The sequence below is a fragment of the Pseudomonas sp. JY-Q genome, from assembly GCF_001655295.1.
Taxonomy (GTDB): Bacteria; Pseudomonadota; Gammaproteobacteria; order Pseudomonadales; family Pseudomonadaceae; genus Aquipseudomonas; species Aquipseudomonas alloputida.
In genome coordinates, this window is record NZ_CP011525.1 from 2,984,800 (window position 1) to 3,000,686 (window position 15,887).

Sequence of the window (15,887 nt, forward strand, 5' to 3'; positions counted from 1 at the left end):
CGGTACTTGCGTGGTTCCCTGTGGGTGCGGGCGAGCCCGCGAAGCAGCCACCGCGTTGCAGGGCACCGGCCTTGCCGGTGTTCGCGGGCATGCCCCACATTGACCGCCTGCAACCTTGAGCCTGCCCCAACCATTCATTGGCCACGGTGCGTTATTCCTTGGTCGACGGCCACGTTTGCCACTAGGCCTGAGCCCCCCCTGTGGGAGCGGCCTTGTGTCGCGATAGGGCCGCAAAGCGGCCCCAGCAATCTATGCATGATGCCGAGATCCTGGGGCCGCTGCGCGGCCCTATCGCGACACAAGGCCGCTCCCACAGGGATCGCGTCAGCTTTTAGAAATTGAGCAAGACAGTTGCTCCCAAAGGTCGCGTCCTGGTCCCGCTTGTGCTCGCCTACACCATCGCCAACCGCTGCTTGCGCGTCGGTGCAGGGAACGCCCGGTCGATCGCCCGCAGGTCTTCACCGGTCAAGGTCAGCGCTCCCGCCGCCGCATTGAGCCGCACGTGCTCGGGCGCCACCGCCTTGGGGATGGCGATCACGCCGTCATCGCGGGTCACCCAGGCCAGGCTGACCTGGGCCGGTGTGGCGCCATGGCGCTCGGCGATTTCCGCCAGTACCGGGTGCTGCAACAAGCGCCCGGCCTGAGCCAGCGGGCAGTAGGCCATGGTCGGCAAGCCACGTTTTTCGCACCACGGTAGCAAGTCGAATTCGATGCCACGCTGGGCGGGGTTATACAACACCTGGTTGGTGGCACAATCAGGGTTGTGCAGTTCGCGCAGGTCGTCGACGTCGAAGTTGGACACGCCCCAACGCTTGATCTTGCCTTGCTCGCGCAAGCGCTCGAAGCCTTCGACGGTTTCCTCCAGCGGGTGCTGACCACGCCAGTGCAGCAGGTACAGGTCGATGCAATCAGTGCCCAGGCGCGTGAGGCTGCGTTCGCAGGCAGCCGCCATGCCGCGCAGGCCGGCATTGTGCGGGTAGACCTTGCTGACCAGAAATACCCGGTCGCGGCGCCCGGCAATGGCTTGGCCAACGACCTCTTCTGCCCCCCCTTCGGCATACATCTCGGCGGTGTCGATCAGGTTCAGGCCCAGCTCGATGCCCTGTTGCAGCGCCGCGACTTCGGCAGCCTTGCGACCTGGGTCTTCGCCCATGTACCAGGTGCCTTGGCCGATGGCTGGAACGCTCGTGCCTGCCAGATTTACGTAACGCATGTCACCTCCGGGATCCGGGTATTGGAAAGAAGCACCTCAAGCAGTGCCTGCGCTGCGGTGGAAAGCTTGTGCTCGCTGAGGGCAATCACGCCGATGCGCCGCTCGACAGTGGGCTCGACCAAGGTTACGCAGCGGGCACCCAGCTCCTGCATCTGGTTGATGCACAGCGCCGGCACAGCACTGACCCCCAGGCCGCTGGCCACCATGCGGCCGATGGTCGTCAGCTGGTGGCTTTCGAACGCGACTGCCAGCTTGCCGTGGCGGGCCGCCACATTCTGCTCCATCAGCAGGCGCACCGCCGAAGGGCGCTGCAGGGCCACGAAATCTTCGGCCATCAGCTGTGCCCAGCTGACCTGGGGCAGCAGCGCCAAGGGCGAGTCGGCGGCCACTACCGCAACGAAGCGGTCCATGTACAACGGGTGGAAGTCCAGCCCATCGATGTTATCCGGCTCGAAGCCGATGCCCAGTTCGACGCGGCGATGGCGTACCAGTTCCTGTACCTGTTCGTTGATCACGTCGTGCACCGTGACGTTGACCTTGGGGTAGCGCTGGCGAAACACCTTGAGCGCGTGGGGCAACAGGTTGCCGGCAAAAGCCGGCATGGCCGCCACTGACACACGGCCCAATTGCAGGGTAAAGCGCTGGCGCAGCATCTCTTCGGTATCGTCCCAGTCGGCCAGCAGGCGGCGTGCCAGTGGCAGCAGCACTTCGCCTTCGGCAGTCAGGCTGACGCTGCGCGTGGTGCGGCTGAGCAGGGCGCCGCCGAGGTTTTCTTCCAGCGCCTTGATGGTCAGGCTCAGTGCCGGTTGCGAAACGTGCAGGTGTTCACCGGCCTGGGCGAAGCTCTGGTACTTGGCCACGGCGACAAAGGCGCGCAATTGTTTGACGTTCATGTCGGGCCTATCGTTTGTTTTGTAAAAATTATCAATCGATGACGAAAACAAAATTAACAAATCAGTCGCTTGCGGTGAAGATGTCTGCACACGCTCACCGACAGCCTCGTCGGTTAAACAACTACAAAAGGCGGATCAGCATGGCCGGACTGGACAAGCGCGTTGCAACCTATGAACAGGCCCTCGAAGGCCTGACCGACAACATGACGGTACTGGCCGGTGGTTTCGGCCTGTGCGGCATCCCGGAAAACCTTATCAGCGAAATCAAGCGGCGTGGCGTCAAGGGCCTGACCGTGGTTTCCAACAACTGCGGCGTTGACGGTTTTGGCCTGGGCGTGCTGCTGGAAGACCGGCAGATTCGCAAGATGATCGCCTCCTACGTGGGCGAAAACGCCGAGTTCGAACGCCAGTTGCTCAGTGGCGAGCTGGAAGTGGAACTGACCCCACAGGGCACCCTCGCCGAAAAAATGCGCGCAGGTGGTGCCGGCATTCCGGCGTTCTACACCGCCACCGGCTATGGCACCCCGGTTGCCGACGGCAAGGAAGTCCGCGAGTTCAAGGGCCGCAAGTACATCCTGGAAGAGTCCATCACCGGTGACTTCGCCATCGTCAAGGGCTGGAAGGCCGACCACTACGGCAACGTGGTGTACCGCAACACTGCGCAAAACTTCAACCCGCTGGCGGCCACCGCCGGCAAGATCACCGTGGTCGAAGTGGAAGAAATCGTCGAACCCGGCGTGCTGCTGCCAAGCGAAATCCACACCCCGGGCATCTACGTGGACCGTGTCATCGTCGGCACCTTCGAAAAACGTATCGAAAAGCGCACCGTCAAGGCCTGAGCGCCATCCACCCGAACAATAAAGAGATCCTGACCATGGCACTGACCCGCGAACAGATGGCGCAACGCGTTGCCCGTGAACTGAAGGACGGTTACTACGTCAATCTGGGCATCGGCATCCCCACCTTGGTGGCCAACTATGTACCCGCCGACATGGATGTGATGCTGCAATCGGAAAACGGCCTGCTTGGCATGGGCGAATTCCCCACCGAAAGCACCCTCGATGCCGACATGATCAATGCCGGCAAGCAAACGGTCACCGCCCGCCGCGGCGCCTCGATTTTCGATTCGGCACAATCGTTCGCCATGATCCGTGGCGGCCACGTCGACCTGACCGTACTGGGGGCTTTCGAGGTGGACGTGCAGGGCAACATCGCCTCGTGGATGATTCCGGGCAAGCTGGTCAAGGGCATGGGCGGGGCCATGGACCTGGTGGCCGGCGCCGACAACATCATCGTTACCATGACCCACGCCTCCAAGGACGGCGAGTCCAAGTTGCTGCCACAGTGCAGCCTGCCGTTGACCGGTGCGGGCTGCATCCGCAAGGTGCTGACCGACCTGGCCTACCTGGAAATCGAAGACGGCGCCTTCATCCTGCGCGAGACCGCGCCTGGGGTCAGCGTCGAGGAAATCATCGAGAAAACCGCCGGCAAACTGATCGTGCCGGATGATGTGAAGGAAATGACCTTCTAAGGCATGACGTGATCTCACCCTGTAGGCGCGGGTTGACCCGCGAATGCGTCGGTACATTGACCGCCGCATTCGCGGGTCAACCCGTTCCCACAGGTTTTTTGCGTTGCCTGGCAGTACCGCTTCATCCCATAAAACCAATAAAAGGAATTCAACCGTGGCCGCTGAAATTCAAGACAGCCGCTCCGCGCGCTTTGCCTTGCGCTGCTCCAACTGGGCTGAACGCTGGTTCCCCGACTCCTGGGTGTTCGCCGCGCTGGCGGTGCTGCTGGTGTGTATCGGCGCACTGGCCATGGGCGCCAAACCGACCGACACCGCCAAGGCGTTTGGCGACGGCTTCTGGAGCCTGATACCGTTCACCATGCAGATGGCCTTCGTGGTCATCGGCGGTTATGTGGTGGCCAGCTCGCCGCCCGCCGCGAGGCTGATCGATCGCCTGGCGCGCATCCCCGGCAATGGGCGCTCGGCAGTGTGCTGGGTAGCACTGATCTCGATGCTGGCCTCCTTGCTCAACTGGGGGCTGTCGCTGGTGTTTGGAGGTTTGTTGGTGCGCGCCCTGGCAAGGCGCACCGACCTGAAGATGGACTACCGCGCTGCGGGTGCGGCCGCTTACCTGGGCCTGGGTGCGGTGTGGGCGTTGGGCCTGTCATCCTCGGCGGCGCAGCTGCAGGCCAACCCGGCCAGTCTGCCACCTTCAATCCTGTCGATAACCGGGGTGATCCCGTTTACCGAAACCATCTTTCTCTGGCAGTCCGGCGTGATGTTGGCGGCACTGGTGGTGGTCTCGCTGGTGATCGCCTATGCCACCGCTCCGGGCCCGAACAGCGCACGTAGCGCAGAAGACTGCGGTGTCGACCCCAGCTTCACAGCGCCACCCGCGCCGCAACGCACGCGCCCGGGGGAGTGGCTGGAACACAGCCCGATCCTGATCCTGCTGTTGGTGGCCTTGGCTGCTGGCTGGCTGTATCAGGAGTTTGCGACAAAACCTGCGATTACCGCCATCTCGGGGCTCAACACCTACAACCTGTTGTTCATCATGCTCGGTGCTTTGCTGCACTGGCGCCCACGCAGCTTCCTTGACGCGGTGGCACGCGCGGTACCGACCACCACCGGTGTGCTCATCCAGTTCCCGCTGTATGGTTCGATCGCCGCTATCCTCACCCAGGTGAAGGGCGTCGATGAACAGACGCTGGCCCACCATATTTCACTGTTCTTCACCCAGATTGCCACCCATGACACGTATGCCGTGCTGATGGGCGTGTATTCGGCGGTGCTGGGCTTCTTCATCCCTTCAGGTGGCGGCAAGTGGATCATCGAGGCCCCTTACGTGATGCTGGTGGCCAACGACCTGCAGTACCACCTGGGGTGGGCCGTGCAGATCTACAACGCGGCCGAAGCTTTGCCGAACCTGATCAACCCGTTCTACATGCTGCCGCTGCTGGGCGTGCTGGGGCTCAAGGCGCGCGACCTGATCGGTTTCTCGTTCGTGCAATTGCTGGTGCATGTGCCGTTGGTGCTGGTGTTGCTGTGGGCGCTGGGTACAACGCTGCAGTACGTGCCGCCCGTGATGCCTTGATTCGAGGCCCCTGGAGACTTGGCGCCAGCTTTCAGACGCGTATCATGGCTGCCTCAGCCTGGGAAACCCGCGTCACATGTCTATCCGATTGAAACTGCTGCGTAAGAAACTGGGGATGACCCTGGAAATGCTGGCCGAAAAGACTGGCATGACCAAAAGCTACCTGTCCAAGGTCGAGCGCGGCCTCAACACGCCCTCGATCGCTGCGGCGCTGAAACTGGCGAGGGCACTGAACGTCAATGTCGAAGAGCTGTTCGCCGAAGAACAGCCCGGTCAGAGCCGCTACAGCCTGGTGCGCCGTACCGAGCGCCAGGCCTTGGTGGGCGATGGGCAAGGGCCGGGGTACGCGGCCCTCACCAGTCAGGTTGGCCAGCGCAGCCTGCTGCCGTTTCTGATTCAGCCGCCGTCCGAGTTCAGCGACCCCACGTTCAAGGAACACCAGGGCGAAGAGTTCCTGTTTGTTCACGCAGGCCAGGTGGAAGTGGATTTCATGAGTGAGCGGGTGTTGCTGGAGCAGGGCGACGCCCTGCATTTCAATGCCCAGACGCCGCACCGCCTGCGCTCGGTAGGTGCGACACCGGCGCAGTTACTGGTTGTGGTTCACCACGCAGACGAATGAAACCGCAGGGGGCAATCATGCCCCCACGTGTTCTCAGCTGTGAAACGCCATGTTCATCGCATCATCCCTCCCTTGCATAATCTGCATGCCGTTTTTTTGACGAATGCGCCCATCGCTCATTGAATTTTATTATGGTGTCGGATCATTGACGTAATGTCATTGTGCCCATAAGCTCAAGTCAACAACGAAACAACTCCCGCAGCACAGCGCCAATAACTAATTGATTTTCCTGTTTTTAGGAGGGGAGTATGCGCACGACTCTGATAATCAAATCGATGTTCTTGCTGGTGATGCTAAGTGGTGCTGCCCGCGCAGCGGATTCGTATATAAATCAGAACAGTATCATTCCTGTTTCAACTGCAGGCTGGTTCTTTGCCTTTGCTGTGGTCGGTTTTGTTGCCGTTGCCAACCGCAGAAAGATCTGAGCCGTATACCGGGTACCTAAAGTGACCCATTGCTGCGAGGCCACAAGCATGGCTTGTGAATTCTCCAACCGTTGCTATATTCCCAGTAGCCCCTAGGGCCAACGTTTACAAGGCGTTGCAGCCACGTCTGCAGCGTCAAGGCAAGGGCCTCCAGGAAGGTCGAGGCCATCACGGCAGCTGTGCGCCGTGAAGCGGAGCGAGAGTTGGTGTGTTGTTCTCATTCAGTGCTCTTTGTCGGGCCATTTGGCCGGAGGGACCCTCATGGTGCGTTCAATGTTTGCCGCTTTCTGCATGCTGACGGTGTGGTCTGGCGCCGGTAACGCCGACCAGAGCAGTGCTGCCTACCTGCTCAGCCCCGGCGATGTGGTGATGGTATCGGTGTGGCAGGAAGACAGCCTGCGTCAAGAAGCCACCGTACTTCCCGATGGCAGTATCACCTTCCCCTTGGCCGGGCGCATCAATGTTGCCGGGCTGGATGTGACGGCAGTGGAAAAGCAGGTCGCTGCCAAACTCGAAAAATTCCTCCCCGACCCTAACGTCAGCGTTGTCGTCAAAAGCATTGCCGGCAACATGGTCTATGTACAGGGCAAAGTGATCAAGCCCGGGCCTGTGCAAATGGCAGGCCCCACGGCCGTATTGCAGGCGCTGAGCATGTCGGGCGGCCTGGACAAGTTTGCGGATGAAAGCGAAATCAAGGTGGTCCGCGGCACCGGTGCTTCCCAAAAGATCCTGCCCGTGCGATATAAGGACCTGGTGTCTGGGCGGGACATGTCCACCAACATCCAACTTCAGGCTGGCGATACGCTGGTCGTTCCTTGATCTTGCCTTTAATAAGAACATTTAATGCCTCTTCTTAGAACAACTCGCATTGCAACGGCAATCCTGGTCTTGCCGTTCACGGACGCGGTACTGGCGGCAAATTGGCAGTCTACGGTGGTGGTACCGACATCCGTCGAATACGACAGCAACCCATTGCTGTTGACCTCGGGGGAAAAGGGCATAACGCGCACGATCATCGCGCCGGATTACACCCTGATTGGTACTTTCGACCGTGACGAATTGAGGTTGGGGCTTGGCATGCATGTGCTGCGCTCGTCCGATACGGATATCGTCGATGACCGTGAAGACCCTGACATCAGCCTGGGTTGGCAGCGCACCACCGAGCGGGGGCGGTTCGGCCTGGTGGGGCGCTACAACGAAAGCTCGACATTGTCGGGGACAGTACTGGATACCGGGGTGATTACCACCGACGGTACGCAGAAGCTTTACACCTTGACTGGCAACTGGAGCCAGGCGGTGACCGAGCGCAGTACCTTGAGCAACGAAACCACCTACAGCCGTGCCCGTTATGACATCAGCACGCTGACGGGCTACGACGAACTGGCGAACGTCTTTACCTGGACTTACGCCTGGAGTGAGCGAGCTGACCTGTATACCCGTTTTGGTGCTCGGCGCTATGAGCCAGAACAGGACCTTACCGCGACCGCTTCCAACAGCTACACCCCGGCAGTCGGCATCAAATACCAGCTTGCCGAAGGCTTGAGCGCCGATGCCCATGTTGGCGTCAACCAAGTGTCAGGTGATGACGGCGGCCGGCGCGGGGAGGGTGGGGTTGCGTTGCTGTACACCGGCCCGCGTGCCGACGCCAGCTTTACCGCCGAGCGCAGCACGGTAGCAAGCGCCGAAGGCGGCTTCGCCGAGCTGGACCAGGTGCGTGGTGTGTGGAGCTATGCGCTGACCGAGTTGTCCCGGGTCGGTGCCGACGCCGCGTGGCAAGACAGCAAAGGGCAGTCGCCCAACACGCTGCAGACTTACAGCGTATGGGCCAGCCGCCAGTTTTCGCCTTACTGGGACCTGCGCCTGTCGCTGATGTACAAGGAACGGCAGCAGGACCATGTACCGGATGCGACCGCTACGATCGTTGGTTTGACGTTGACGTACAGGTACCCCGACATCTGAACTGCAGGCAGGTGGCCCTATGAAGTCTGACTACGAGCTCTCCCTCAGAGATTACATCGCCATTATCAAGGACAGGGCCCTGGTGTTAGGGGTGAGTGCCGCAGTCATTCTCGCCGCGACCGTGGCCGTCGCGTTGATGGTGCCGCCGATCTACCAGTCGACCGGCACCATTCTGGTGGAGTCGCAGCAGATTTCGCCTGAACTGGTGTCGACCAACAACACCAGCTTTGCCGATGAGCGCATCGAGGTGATCCGCCAACGGGTGATGACCCGCGACAACCTGCTGCGCATCATCGGCAAGTACGAGCTCTTCGCCGACAAGCGCTTCAGCGAAAGCGACAAGATCGACCAGATGCGCAACGCGATCGTGGTCGAAACCCTGACCACCTTCGTGCGCGGTCGTGGTGAAGCGACCGTGGCGTTCAATGTGTCGTTCGAGCACAAACAGGCACAAGTAGCCAAGGAAGTCGCCGATGAACTGGTGACGCTGTTCCTCAACGAAAACCTCAAGCAGCGCACCGAACGGGCCAACGAAACCACCGAATTCCTCACCCAGGAAGCCAACAAGCTGGGTGCCGAGCTGGCCACCCTGGAAAATCAGCTGGCCGATTTCAAGCAGGCCCATGCCAATGCCTTGCCCGAGCACCAGACCCTGCGGATGAACATGCTGTCGCGGGCGGAGCTGGAATTCCGTGAGGTCGACCGTGACTACAAGGCTGCCCAGGAGGAGCTGCGCTACCTTGAGCTGGAGCTATCTGCGGCCAATGCCGGCCTTGCCACCAAGGCTGCCGAGGGCACCCGGCCAACCCGTGCCGACCAGCCCGACGACCTGCCAAGCCTGAAAGCCGAATACGCGCAGCTGCTGACCCGTTACAAGGATGCCCACCCGGATGTAGTGTCGGTCAAACGCAAGATACAGGCACTCGAAGCCAGTGGGGGGAGCACTGCGGCCGTGTCCACGGTCAGCCTCGACGCGGCCCGTGTTCGCGCCAAGATGAGCGCCGCCCAGGTGCGTATTGCCTCGCTGGCAGAACAAAAGCGTGAGCTGACCCGGAAAATGGAAGGCTACGAAGCCGAGATCCTCGAGGCGCCGCAAGTCGAGCGTGGTCTGGTGACCTTGATGCGTGACCACGACAACGCGCGCAAGAAATACGAAGAGATTCGTGCCAAGGAAATGGGCGCAAAGATTACCGAAAGCCTCGAGCAGGAAAACAAGGCTGAACGCTTTGTGCTGCTGGAGCCTCCTCTGTTGCCTGAGAAGCCGATCAAGCCTAACCGCAAGAAAATCGCTGCGCTGGGTCTGGTGCTGGCACCGGCCGGTGGCGGGGCGTTGGTGATGCTGCTGGAAATGCTCAATCAGCGCGTGCGTGGCGTTGGTGCCCTGGAAAGTCTGCTGGGCAAACGGGTACTGGTGGCACTGCCTTATATCGATACCCGGGCCGACGTGGCTCGACGCAAGCGCTGGCGCAATCGCCTGATCCTGGCGGCACTGGCGTTGGCAGCTATCATGATAGGGCTGGTGCACGTGTTCTACATGCCACTGGATGTGCTGTTGTACAAAGTCATGTCTCGGTTTGTATAGGGAAAGCAGTGATGGACAGGATCAAGCCGGCTGTTGGCAACAATATTCATCAGGTTACCCCGGGTACTCCCCAGGCACTGTCTCCCGCCCCCGGTACGGCGCTGGCCGAAGTGCCGGGTCAGTTCGATTACGTGAACACCAAGGTGGTGCCGCTGCGTGCAGACCACCTGGAGCGTAACCGCATCGTGGCGTACAACAAGAACTCCAACATGAACGGGCCGATCGACCTGTTGCGTACGCAGGTGCTCAGGGCCATGGATGAGAACGGCTGGCGCACCTTGGCCATCACCTCGCCAACGCCGGAAGCGGGCAAGACAATGCTGGCGATCAACCTGGCCATGAGTATTGCCCACCATACCACCAAGACTGCGTTGCTGGTGGACTTCGACCTGCGCCGGCCCAAGGTCGGCAGTTACCTGGGGCTGCCCATGGAGCAGGCACTGAACGAGTTTCTGACGGACAAGGCCGAGTTGCAGGACTGCCTGGTCAACCCCACCTTGCCGCGCTTCGTGGTGCTGCCAACGCGGGTACCCGTGCCCCTGTCGACCGAGATGCTGTCCTCGCCCAAGGTGAACAACCTGATTGGCGATTTGCGCAACCGCTACGAATCGCGCATCTGCATTTTCGATTTGCCACCGCTGCTCAGCTCGGACGATGCGATCACCGTGTTACCCAAGTTCGACTGCGTGTTGCTGGTGGTGGCCAACGGAATGAACAACAAGAAGGAAATCGAGGATTGCCTGCATCACCTGGGCACGGTGAACCTGATCGGGACAGTGTTGAACAAGGCTGACGAACAGCCGCGCACCTATTACTGAGCCTTCTGGCAATGCGCCTGTAGACGCCGCCTTGTGCTGCGCCTACAGGAAGCCGAGGGCAACTCAGCGCTCCCAGGGATACTGCAACTCCCACTGCCACGCATGCCGAACAATCTGCTCCAGCGAGGCGAATGCCGGACGCCAGCCCAGCACCTGCATGGCTTTGCTCGCATCCGCCACCAGCCGTGGCGGGTCGCCGGCGCGACGCGGTGCGTCAAGGGCATTGATCTGTCGCCCGGTCACTGCCCGGGCCGTATCGATCACCTGCTGCACCGAAAAGCCCAGGCCATTGCCCAGGTTGAACGCGGCACGCTCGCCACCGTCCAGTAAATAATCCACTGCCAGTGCATGGGCCGCCGCCAGGTCTGCCACATGCACGTAGTCGCGTATGCAGGTGCCATCCGGTGTGTCGTAGTCGCGACCAAACACTGTCACCGCCTCACGCCGGCCAGATGCAGCCTGCAGGATCAAGGGGATCAGATGGGTTTCCGGTTCATGACGCTCGCCTAGCTGGCCTTCCGGGTCAGCGCCCGCTGCATTGAAATAGCGCAGGCATACCGACTTCAAACCATAGGCCCGGTCGAAGTCCTCAAGAATCTGCTCGACCATCCATTTGCTCAACCCGTACGGGTTGATCGGCACCTTGGTGTGCGCTTCATCGATCGGCACGTACTGCGGGTTGCCGTAAACGGCGGCACTCGAAGAAAACACCAGGTGCCTGATGCCGGCATTGACCATGGCCTGCAGCAGGGAAAGGGTGGCTGCGACGTTGTTCTGGTAGTACTTGCCGGGTGCACTGACCGACTCGCCCACTTGAATGAACGAGGCGAAGTGAAACACCGCATCGAAGTGGCACACGCCAAACAGCACATCCAGTGCGGCTTCGTCGGCGATGTCGAGCTTGGCCCACTGGATACCGGGGCCAGGTGAGACCAGGTCCGCCACCAGCACTTCATGGCCGGCGGCGAGCAGGTGCTTGACCATGTGCGAGCCAATGTAGCCCGCACCACCCACAACCAGATATTTCATCCCCACCTCCTGGAATCTGCTGTTTACAGACGCAGTGAACACTCCCTGACACGTGCAGGTGGGATGATCAGCTACAGGTGACCTGAGCGTAGATGGCCATATGCTCTATTTCAAGAATAGCCAATTGGACATGTAGGTTCCGTCGAAGGTAATGGTGTATTGCCCCTCCTTGTAGGCCACCGGCAGCGGTTTCAGCTGCTCCCGTGCATCGCGGGCGAACAGTTTCAGGCCGGCGGGTGCCTTGATGTCCAGGCGGCCTTCAAGGGGCTCGACATTGAACGGCGTCTTGTCATCGGCCTTGGGCATGGCACGGGTGCCCAGAGACAGCAGAAGCTCGCGCGACTGGCCCAGTGGCTTGCCGTCCAGGCTCTGGACCACGACGCTGGCGTAAGGCGTTTTCGCTTGTATCTGAATGGCACCCAGGTTGACCGGGCGGCCGCCCAGCCAGCCGCTGGCGGCCTGGGTCAGTGGCGTGTCGATGGTGTAGATGCCTTGTTGCCAGTTGCGCCTGAGCTCGCCCGTATCGGTCACCGACTCGGTGGCATCGGCGGCCAGCAGCGATTGCCCCGGGTCATGCAGCACCTGCGCGCCTGCCGGGATGGGCGCAGGTTTTAGCCAGGGCAATTGCGGCGTGTGTGGCAGGGCGATCTGCAACTGGCCCTTTTCCATGGCCGTGCGCAACAGCGGTGAGTTACGCGGGGTGATTTCCTGGTTGTACAGGGTGTCAGGTGTCGGTGCGAACACGTAGCGAGTGGTGGCGGGTTTCACGTCCGCACGGCGATAGAGCAGGGCAGCGGCGGGCAGGGTGGCGATCATCGCCGGGTCGTTGTACGCGTGCCAGTTGTCCGCCGTGCGCCAACCTGGGTTGAATGCTTGTTGGCTGTAGGCGTATTGCAGCATGGCGTCCCAGCCTTGGTGGCTGGCAGTGCCGGCGATGTAAATGGGTAGCGAGTGACGGTCCGGCAGCGGGAAGGGCTCGGCGTTCCACTCGGTGACGGTCAGCGGTTTGCCGACGACCTGGGCGGCAGCAATCCAGTCGATCATGCCGTCGCTGGTCAGCGGGTTCTTCTCCAGTTGGCCTGCGTCGCCGTAGCTGTGGGCGTCGATGACATCACCAACGCTCAGTGCCGGCAGTGCGCTAAGCCCATTGCCGCCCCAGGTGCTGGTGGTCGCAATGGGGACTTTCACGCCCACGCTGCGCAAGTGGGCGATCATGTCGGCATTGAAGCGTTGTTCCAGCTCGTTGAGCAACAGCTTCGACGGCCCATGCTCCCAGGCACGCCAGGTCAGGTCGGCGGGCAGGTCAAACTGTTTGGCAAAGGCCTTGGCCGCGGTCATGTAGCGCTCGCTGTGGCGCGGTACATCCTTGTTCGGCATCAGGGCGTTGCCGTAATGCTGGGTCAGGTCATTCTCGTTGGTGATCAGCACGGCGGCGATGGCCGGGTCGTCCTTGTAGGCCAGGCCCGTGTATTCGTTCACATGGGTCAGGTACTGCTCGGCGAAGCGTTTCATCGCTTGCTGGATACTGTCGTTCACGTAGGCGTAACCCTTCAGGTCGACGCGACCATCCTTCTCGGGCAGCTCCTTGAAGTCTTCGATATTGTCGTTGGCGGTAAACGCACGCTGCACATGCATGTCCAGCCAGATGTAGATGCCTTCGTCCTTGAGTGACTTGATCCACAGGTCGAGCTTGCGCAGCGATTCGGTGCTGAGCTGCTGGGTATCGCGCACCAAGGTGCCATCGCCAAATACGTTGGGGCTGACCCAGGGCGAGTCGTGGTGATGCAGGCGCACCAGGTTGAAACCCAGTGCCGAGAGGCGTTTGGCCTGTTGGCGTATTTCGTCGTCGGGGCTTTTGAACAGCGAGTAGGCCGACAGGTTGGTGCCCCAGAAGCGTATTGGAGTATTGTCGGCGAACATCAACTGGTCGCCGACCGCCTTGACGAAGCCACGCTTGCCGGCGGGTTTTTCCGCTGCGTTGAGGAACGACAGGTCCACCGGCGAGGTGCGCCAGTCCAGTTGGTCATCAGGCCACTTGGCGGGGTCTGCCAGGCCGAAGCGCTCGGTGGGCGTCGGGCCGAGTTCGATGTCGCCGGTCACGTTGAGCACAGCCTTGAGCTGCTGGCGGCCGGCGCTGATCGGGTCCTTGTAGAGGAATGCGCGCAGCTCGGACGGGTTGCCGCGCTCGAAATAGACCTTGGCCAGTGGCGGGTCGAAGCGCATTTCGATGCGGCGACCCTGGTCGGCCTTGCCCCACGTCCAGCCGCGGTTGTCGGGCAGCAACTGCGGGGCCCCCATGTCGCCGGCGATTTGTGCCGGATCGAACTGGAACACCATGCCGCCACCCATGACACCGTTCTGGCGGCTGCGGGCGTCGAGGTCGAAGGCCCAGCTCAGGGTTTGTGCCTGTTCCTTACGGATGTCAGCCTGCAGGTCGAAGTCCAGTTCCTTGTTCTTGCCCCGCAGCGTGTAGTGGTAAGGGCCATTGACCTTGAAGTCGGTATAGAAACCGGTCCAGCTCCAGTTGGCAGCCCAGAAATCGAATTTGGCCTTCATGACCGGGCCACCGCCGTGTGTCACGGTAGGCAAGCCATTTTGCTCATCGACACTGACCTGCCAGTCTGAAGCCCAGCTGGCCAGCGGCAGCAGGGCCAGGCCGGCAATGGCCGAAAGGCGCACGTAATGACGCAGGGACAGCCTATTCATGAGCATTACCTGGGTTGTAGGTCGGGTTCTGCCAGCTCAACGGCCGGGCTGTTGTGCAGGCGGCGAACCATCTGGATGTAGGCCACGCCCAGCCCTGCGATAGACCAGTACACCACCGGGATGAAGGTGATGCTGCTGACGGTGAAGATGATGACCAGAATGCCGATCAGCGTTGCCAGCAACACCCGGCCGAGCTGTCGTCGTTCGTCATCCTTGTCGGCAAAACTGAGCATGGCCCTGCGGATACCCAGCAGCAGCACGGCAAAGAACGCCACGAACAGGCCTAGCCCGACCAGGCCGGCTCGCAGCGCCAGGTTGATGTAGGTGTTGACGATATCGATGATGCCTTCGCCCTGGATCATCGCCTGCATTTCGGGTGTGTTACGGAAATCGAAGGAGCCGAACAATGGGTTGCGCTGGATGACGATCCAGGCGTTGTCCATCAGCCGCTCGCGGTAGGTGATGTTCTCTTTCTCGATGCTGCCGATGTACGGCAACAGGTCCAGCACCTTGTCGCCGCCAGGCACGACAGTCAGCAAGGGCAACGCCAGCATGCCAGCCGCACCCAGCAGCGCCAGGCGCTTGACGGCGCCTTTGCCCAGGGCAATGAACACCACCACGATGACCACGGCGCCGATCCACGGGCCACGCGACAATGGCGCGAACAGCCCGGCGGCCAGCAGCAGGGCGCCCATGGCCCTGTGCAGCGGGCGTTGTACATAGCCTTGCACGAACAGGAACAGGCCGATGGCCACGCTCATTACGTAACCCAGTACAATCGCCTGGCCGGTGGTGACGCTTGCCCGCAGCGCACCGCCGCGGCTCAGGTAGCCGGACATGCTCCATGGCACGCCCATGGCGTCGACCAGGGCGCTGTACAGTAACCAGTGGCGCACATACTCGGCCACAGCGATCAGCGCCATGACGAAAGAGGCGAGTACGAAGGCCAGCAGGGTGTCCTTGAAGTCGCTGATCTGACGTAGGCCACGGCTGGCCACGTAATACGGCAGGAGTACGTCGACATACAGGTACAGCGCCTGGCGCAGCGTGTCGGTAGGCGTGGTTTCGCGTAAATAGAGCACGCTCAGCAACAGCAGGCCGGCCGCCAGCAATTTATCAGCCCAGGTGCGGCCAAAGCGCAGGGTGTCACCCTGGCGGCGCAGGTGCAGCGCGGCCGGCAGCAGCACGCACAGGCTCAGCAGGCGAATATGGTTCAGGTCGACCAGGTAATTGACCACGCCAAACCCGGGCACCTGCACCGACGCTGGCGGGATCAGGAACAGCAGCATGTAGAACAGCGCCATGGGATTGTGCTCGCGGCGCCCGGCCAGCAACAGGACGACCGCGCCCACGCCCAGGTACAGCCAGAAGCTGTGCGAGAAAAAAGCCAGCAGGGTCAGCAGGAACCACAGATTGCGCCGGCGCTTGTAGTCGCTGAGCGGAATCAGGTCGGTGGCAGGCCGGCGCGCCATCAGGAAGACCACGCTCGCCAAAAACAGGATGACGATCAACGCACGAAAATGTTCAGGCATCGGCTAT

Annotated in this window: 14 protein-coding genes; 9 read left to right on the forward strand and 5 right to left on the reverse strand. The window is 61.3% G+C overall.

Annotated features, from left to right (window positions below; translation table 11 throughout):
- Window positions 1-391: 391 nt before the first annotated feature.
- Both AA098_RS13560 and AA098_RS13565 read right to left on the reverse strand, forming a co-directional pair.
- Window positions 392-1,213 carry an aldo/keto reductase gene (locus AA098_RS13560; protein WP_004374220.1) on the reverse strand — a complete coding sequence of 274 codons (822 nt, stop codon included), beginning with the start codon at window positions 1,211-1,213 and terminating at the stop codon, window positions 392-394.
- Entirely contained in the window at window positions 1,201-2,106 is a 906-nt protein-coding gene (locus tag AA098_RS13565) for a LysR family transcriptional regulator (protein ID WP_004374224.1), read from the reverse strand. The genes AA098_RS13560 and AA098_RS13565 overlap by 13 nt, the downstream gene beginning before the upstream one ends.
- 140 nt (window positions 2,107-2,246) lie before the next feature.
- On the opposite strand from AA098_RS13565, the gene AA098_RS13570 reads away from it, so the two are divergent.
- The 9 genes from AA098_RS13570 to AA098_RS13605 all read left to right on the forward strand — a co-directional run bounded on the left by AA098_RS13570 (window position 2,247) and on the right by AA098_RS13605 (window position 10,613).
- Window positions 2,247-2,945 carry a CoA transferase subunit A gene (locus AA098_RS13570; protein WP_004374230.1) on the forward strand — a complete coding sequence of 233 codons (699 nt, stop codon included), beginning with the start codon at window positions 2,247-2,249 and terminating at the stop codon, window positions 2,943-2,945.
- Window positions 2,946-2,980: 35 nt separating this feature from the next.
- On the forward strand, window positions 2,981-3,637 hold the full coding sequence (locus AA098_RS13575) for a CoA transferase subunit B (protein WP_004576290.1): 657 nt from the start codon (window positions 2,981-2,983) through the stop codon (window positions 3,635-3,637).
- A 154-nt stretch (window positions 3,638-3,791) separates the two neighbouring features.
- On the forward strand, window positions 3,792-5,210 hold the full coding sequence (locus tag AA098_RS13580; protein ID WP_004576289.1) for a short-chain fatty acid transporter: 1,419 nt from the start codon (window positions 3,792-3,794) through the stop codon (window positions 5,208-5,210).
- A 76-nt stretch (window positions 5,211-5,286) separates the two neighbouring features.
- Window positions 5,287-5,829: a helix-turn-helix domain-containing protein gene (locus tag AA098_RS13585; protein WP_004374236.1), complete on the forward strand. Its 543-nt coding sequence runs from the start codon at window positions 5,287-5,289 to the stop codon at window positions 5,827-5,829.
- A gap of 248 nt (window positions 5,830-6,077) precedes the next feature.
- A complete protein-coding gene (gene eppA, locus AA098_RS29525; protein WP_004374238.1) occupies window positions 6,078-6,254 on the forward strand; it encodes an EPS-associated small membrane protein EppA in 177 nt (58 codons plus the stop codon).
- A gap of 261 nt (window positions 6,255-6,515) precedes the next feature.
- A complete protein-coding gene (locus tag AA098_RS13590) occupies window positions 6,516-7,073 on the forward strand; it encodes a polysaccharide biosynthesis/export family protein (RefSeq protein WP_004374240.1) in 558 nt (185 codons plus the stop codon).
- 24 nt (window positions 7,074-7,097) lie between these two features.
- On the forward strand, window positions 7,098-8,213 hold the full coding sequence (locus AA098_RS13595; protein ID WP_019751669.1) for a hypothetical protein: 1,116 nt from the start codon (window positions 7,098-7,100) through the stop codon (window positions 8,211-8,213).
- Between the two features lie 19 nt (window positions 8,214-8,232).
- Window positions 8,233-9,795, forward strand: coding sequence for a Wzz/FepE/Etk N-terminal domain-containing protein (locus AA098_RS13600; RefSeq protein WP_004374243.1), 1,563 nt, complete (start codon window positions 8,233-8,235; stop codon window positions 9,793-9,795).
- An 11-nt stretch (window positions 9,796-9,806) separates the two neighbouring features.
- Window positions 9,807-10,613, forward strand: a complete 807-nt coding sequence (locus AA098_RS13605; RefSeq protein ID WP_004576287.1) for a CpsD/CapB family tyrosine-protein kinase — start codon at window positions 9,807-9,809, stop codon at window positions 10,611-10,613.
- 63 nt (window positions 10,614-10,676) lie between these two features.
- Here the strand turns inward: AA098_RS13605 and galE are convergent, their stop codons facing one another.
- The 3 genes from galE to AA098_RS13620 all read right to left on the reverse strand — a co-directional run bounded on the left by galE (window position 10,677) and on the right by AA098_RS13620 (window position 15,880).
- Window positions 10,677-11,642 carry a UDP-glucose 4-epimerase GalE gene (gene galE, locus AA098_RS13610; protein WP_054888348.1) on the reverse strand — a complete coding sequence of 322 codons (966 nt, stop codon included), beginning with the start codon at window positions 11,640-11,642 and terminating at the stop codon, window positions 10,677-10,679.
- A 105-nt stretch (window positions 11,643-11,747) separates the two neighbouring features.
- Complete coding sequence (locus AA098_RS13615; protein WP_064614381.1) at window positions 11,748-14,348, reverse strand: cellulase family glycosylhydrolase; 2,601 nt, start codon at window positions 14,346-14,348, stop codon at window positions 11,748-11,750.
- Between the two features lie 5 nt (window positions 14,349-14,353).
- Entirely contained in the window at window positions 14,354-15,880 is a 1,527-nt protein-coding gene (locus AA098_RS13620) for an O-antigen ligase (RefSeq protein WP_004374249.1), read from the reverse strand.
- Window positions 15,881-15,887: the final 7 nt, after the last annotated feature.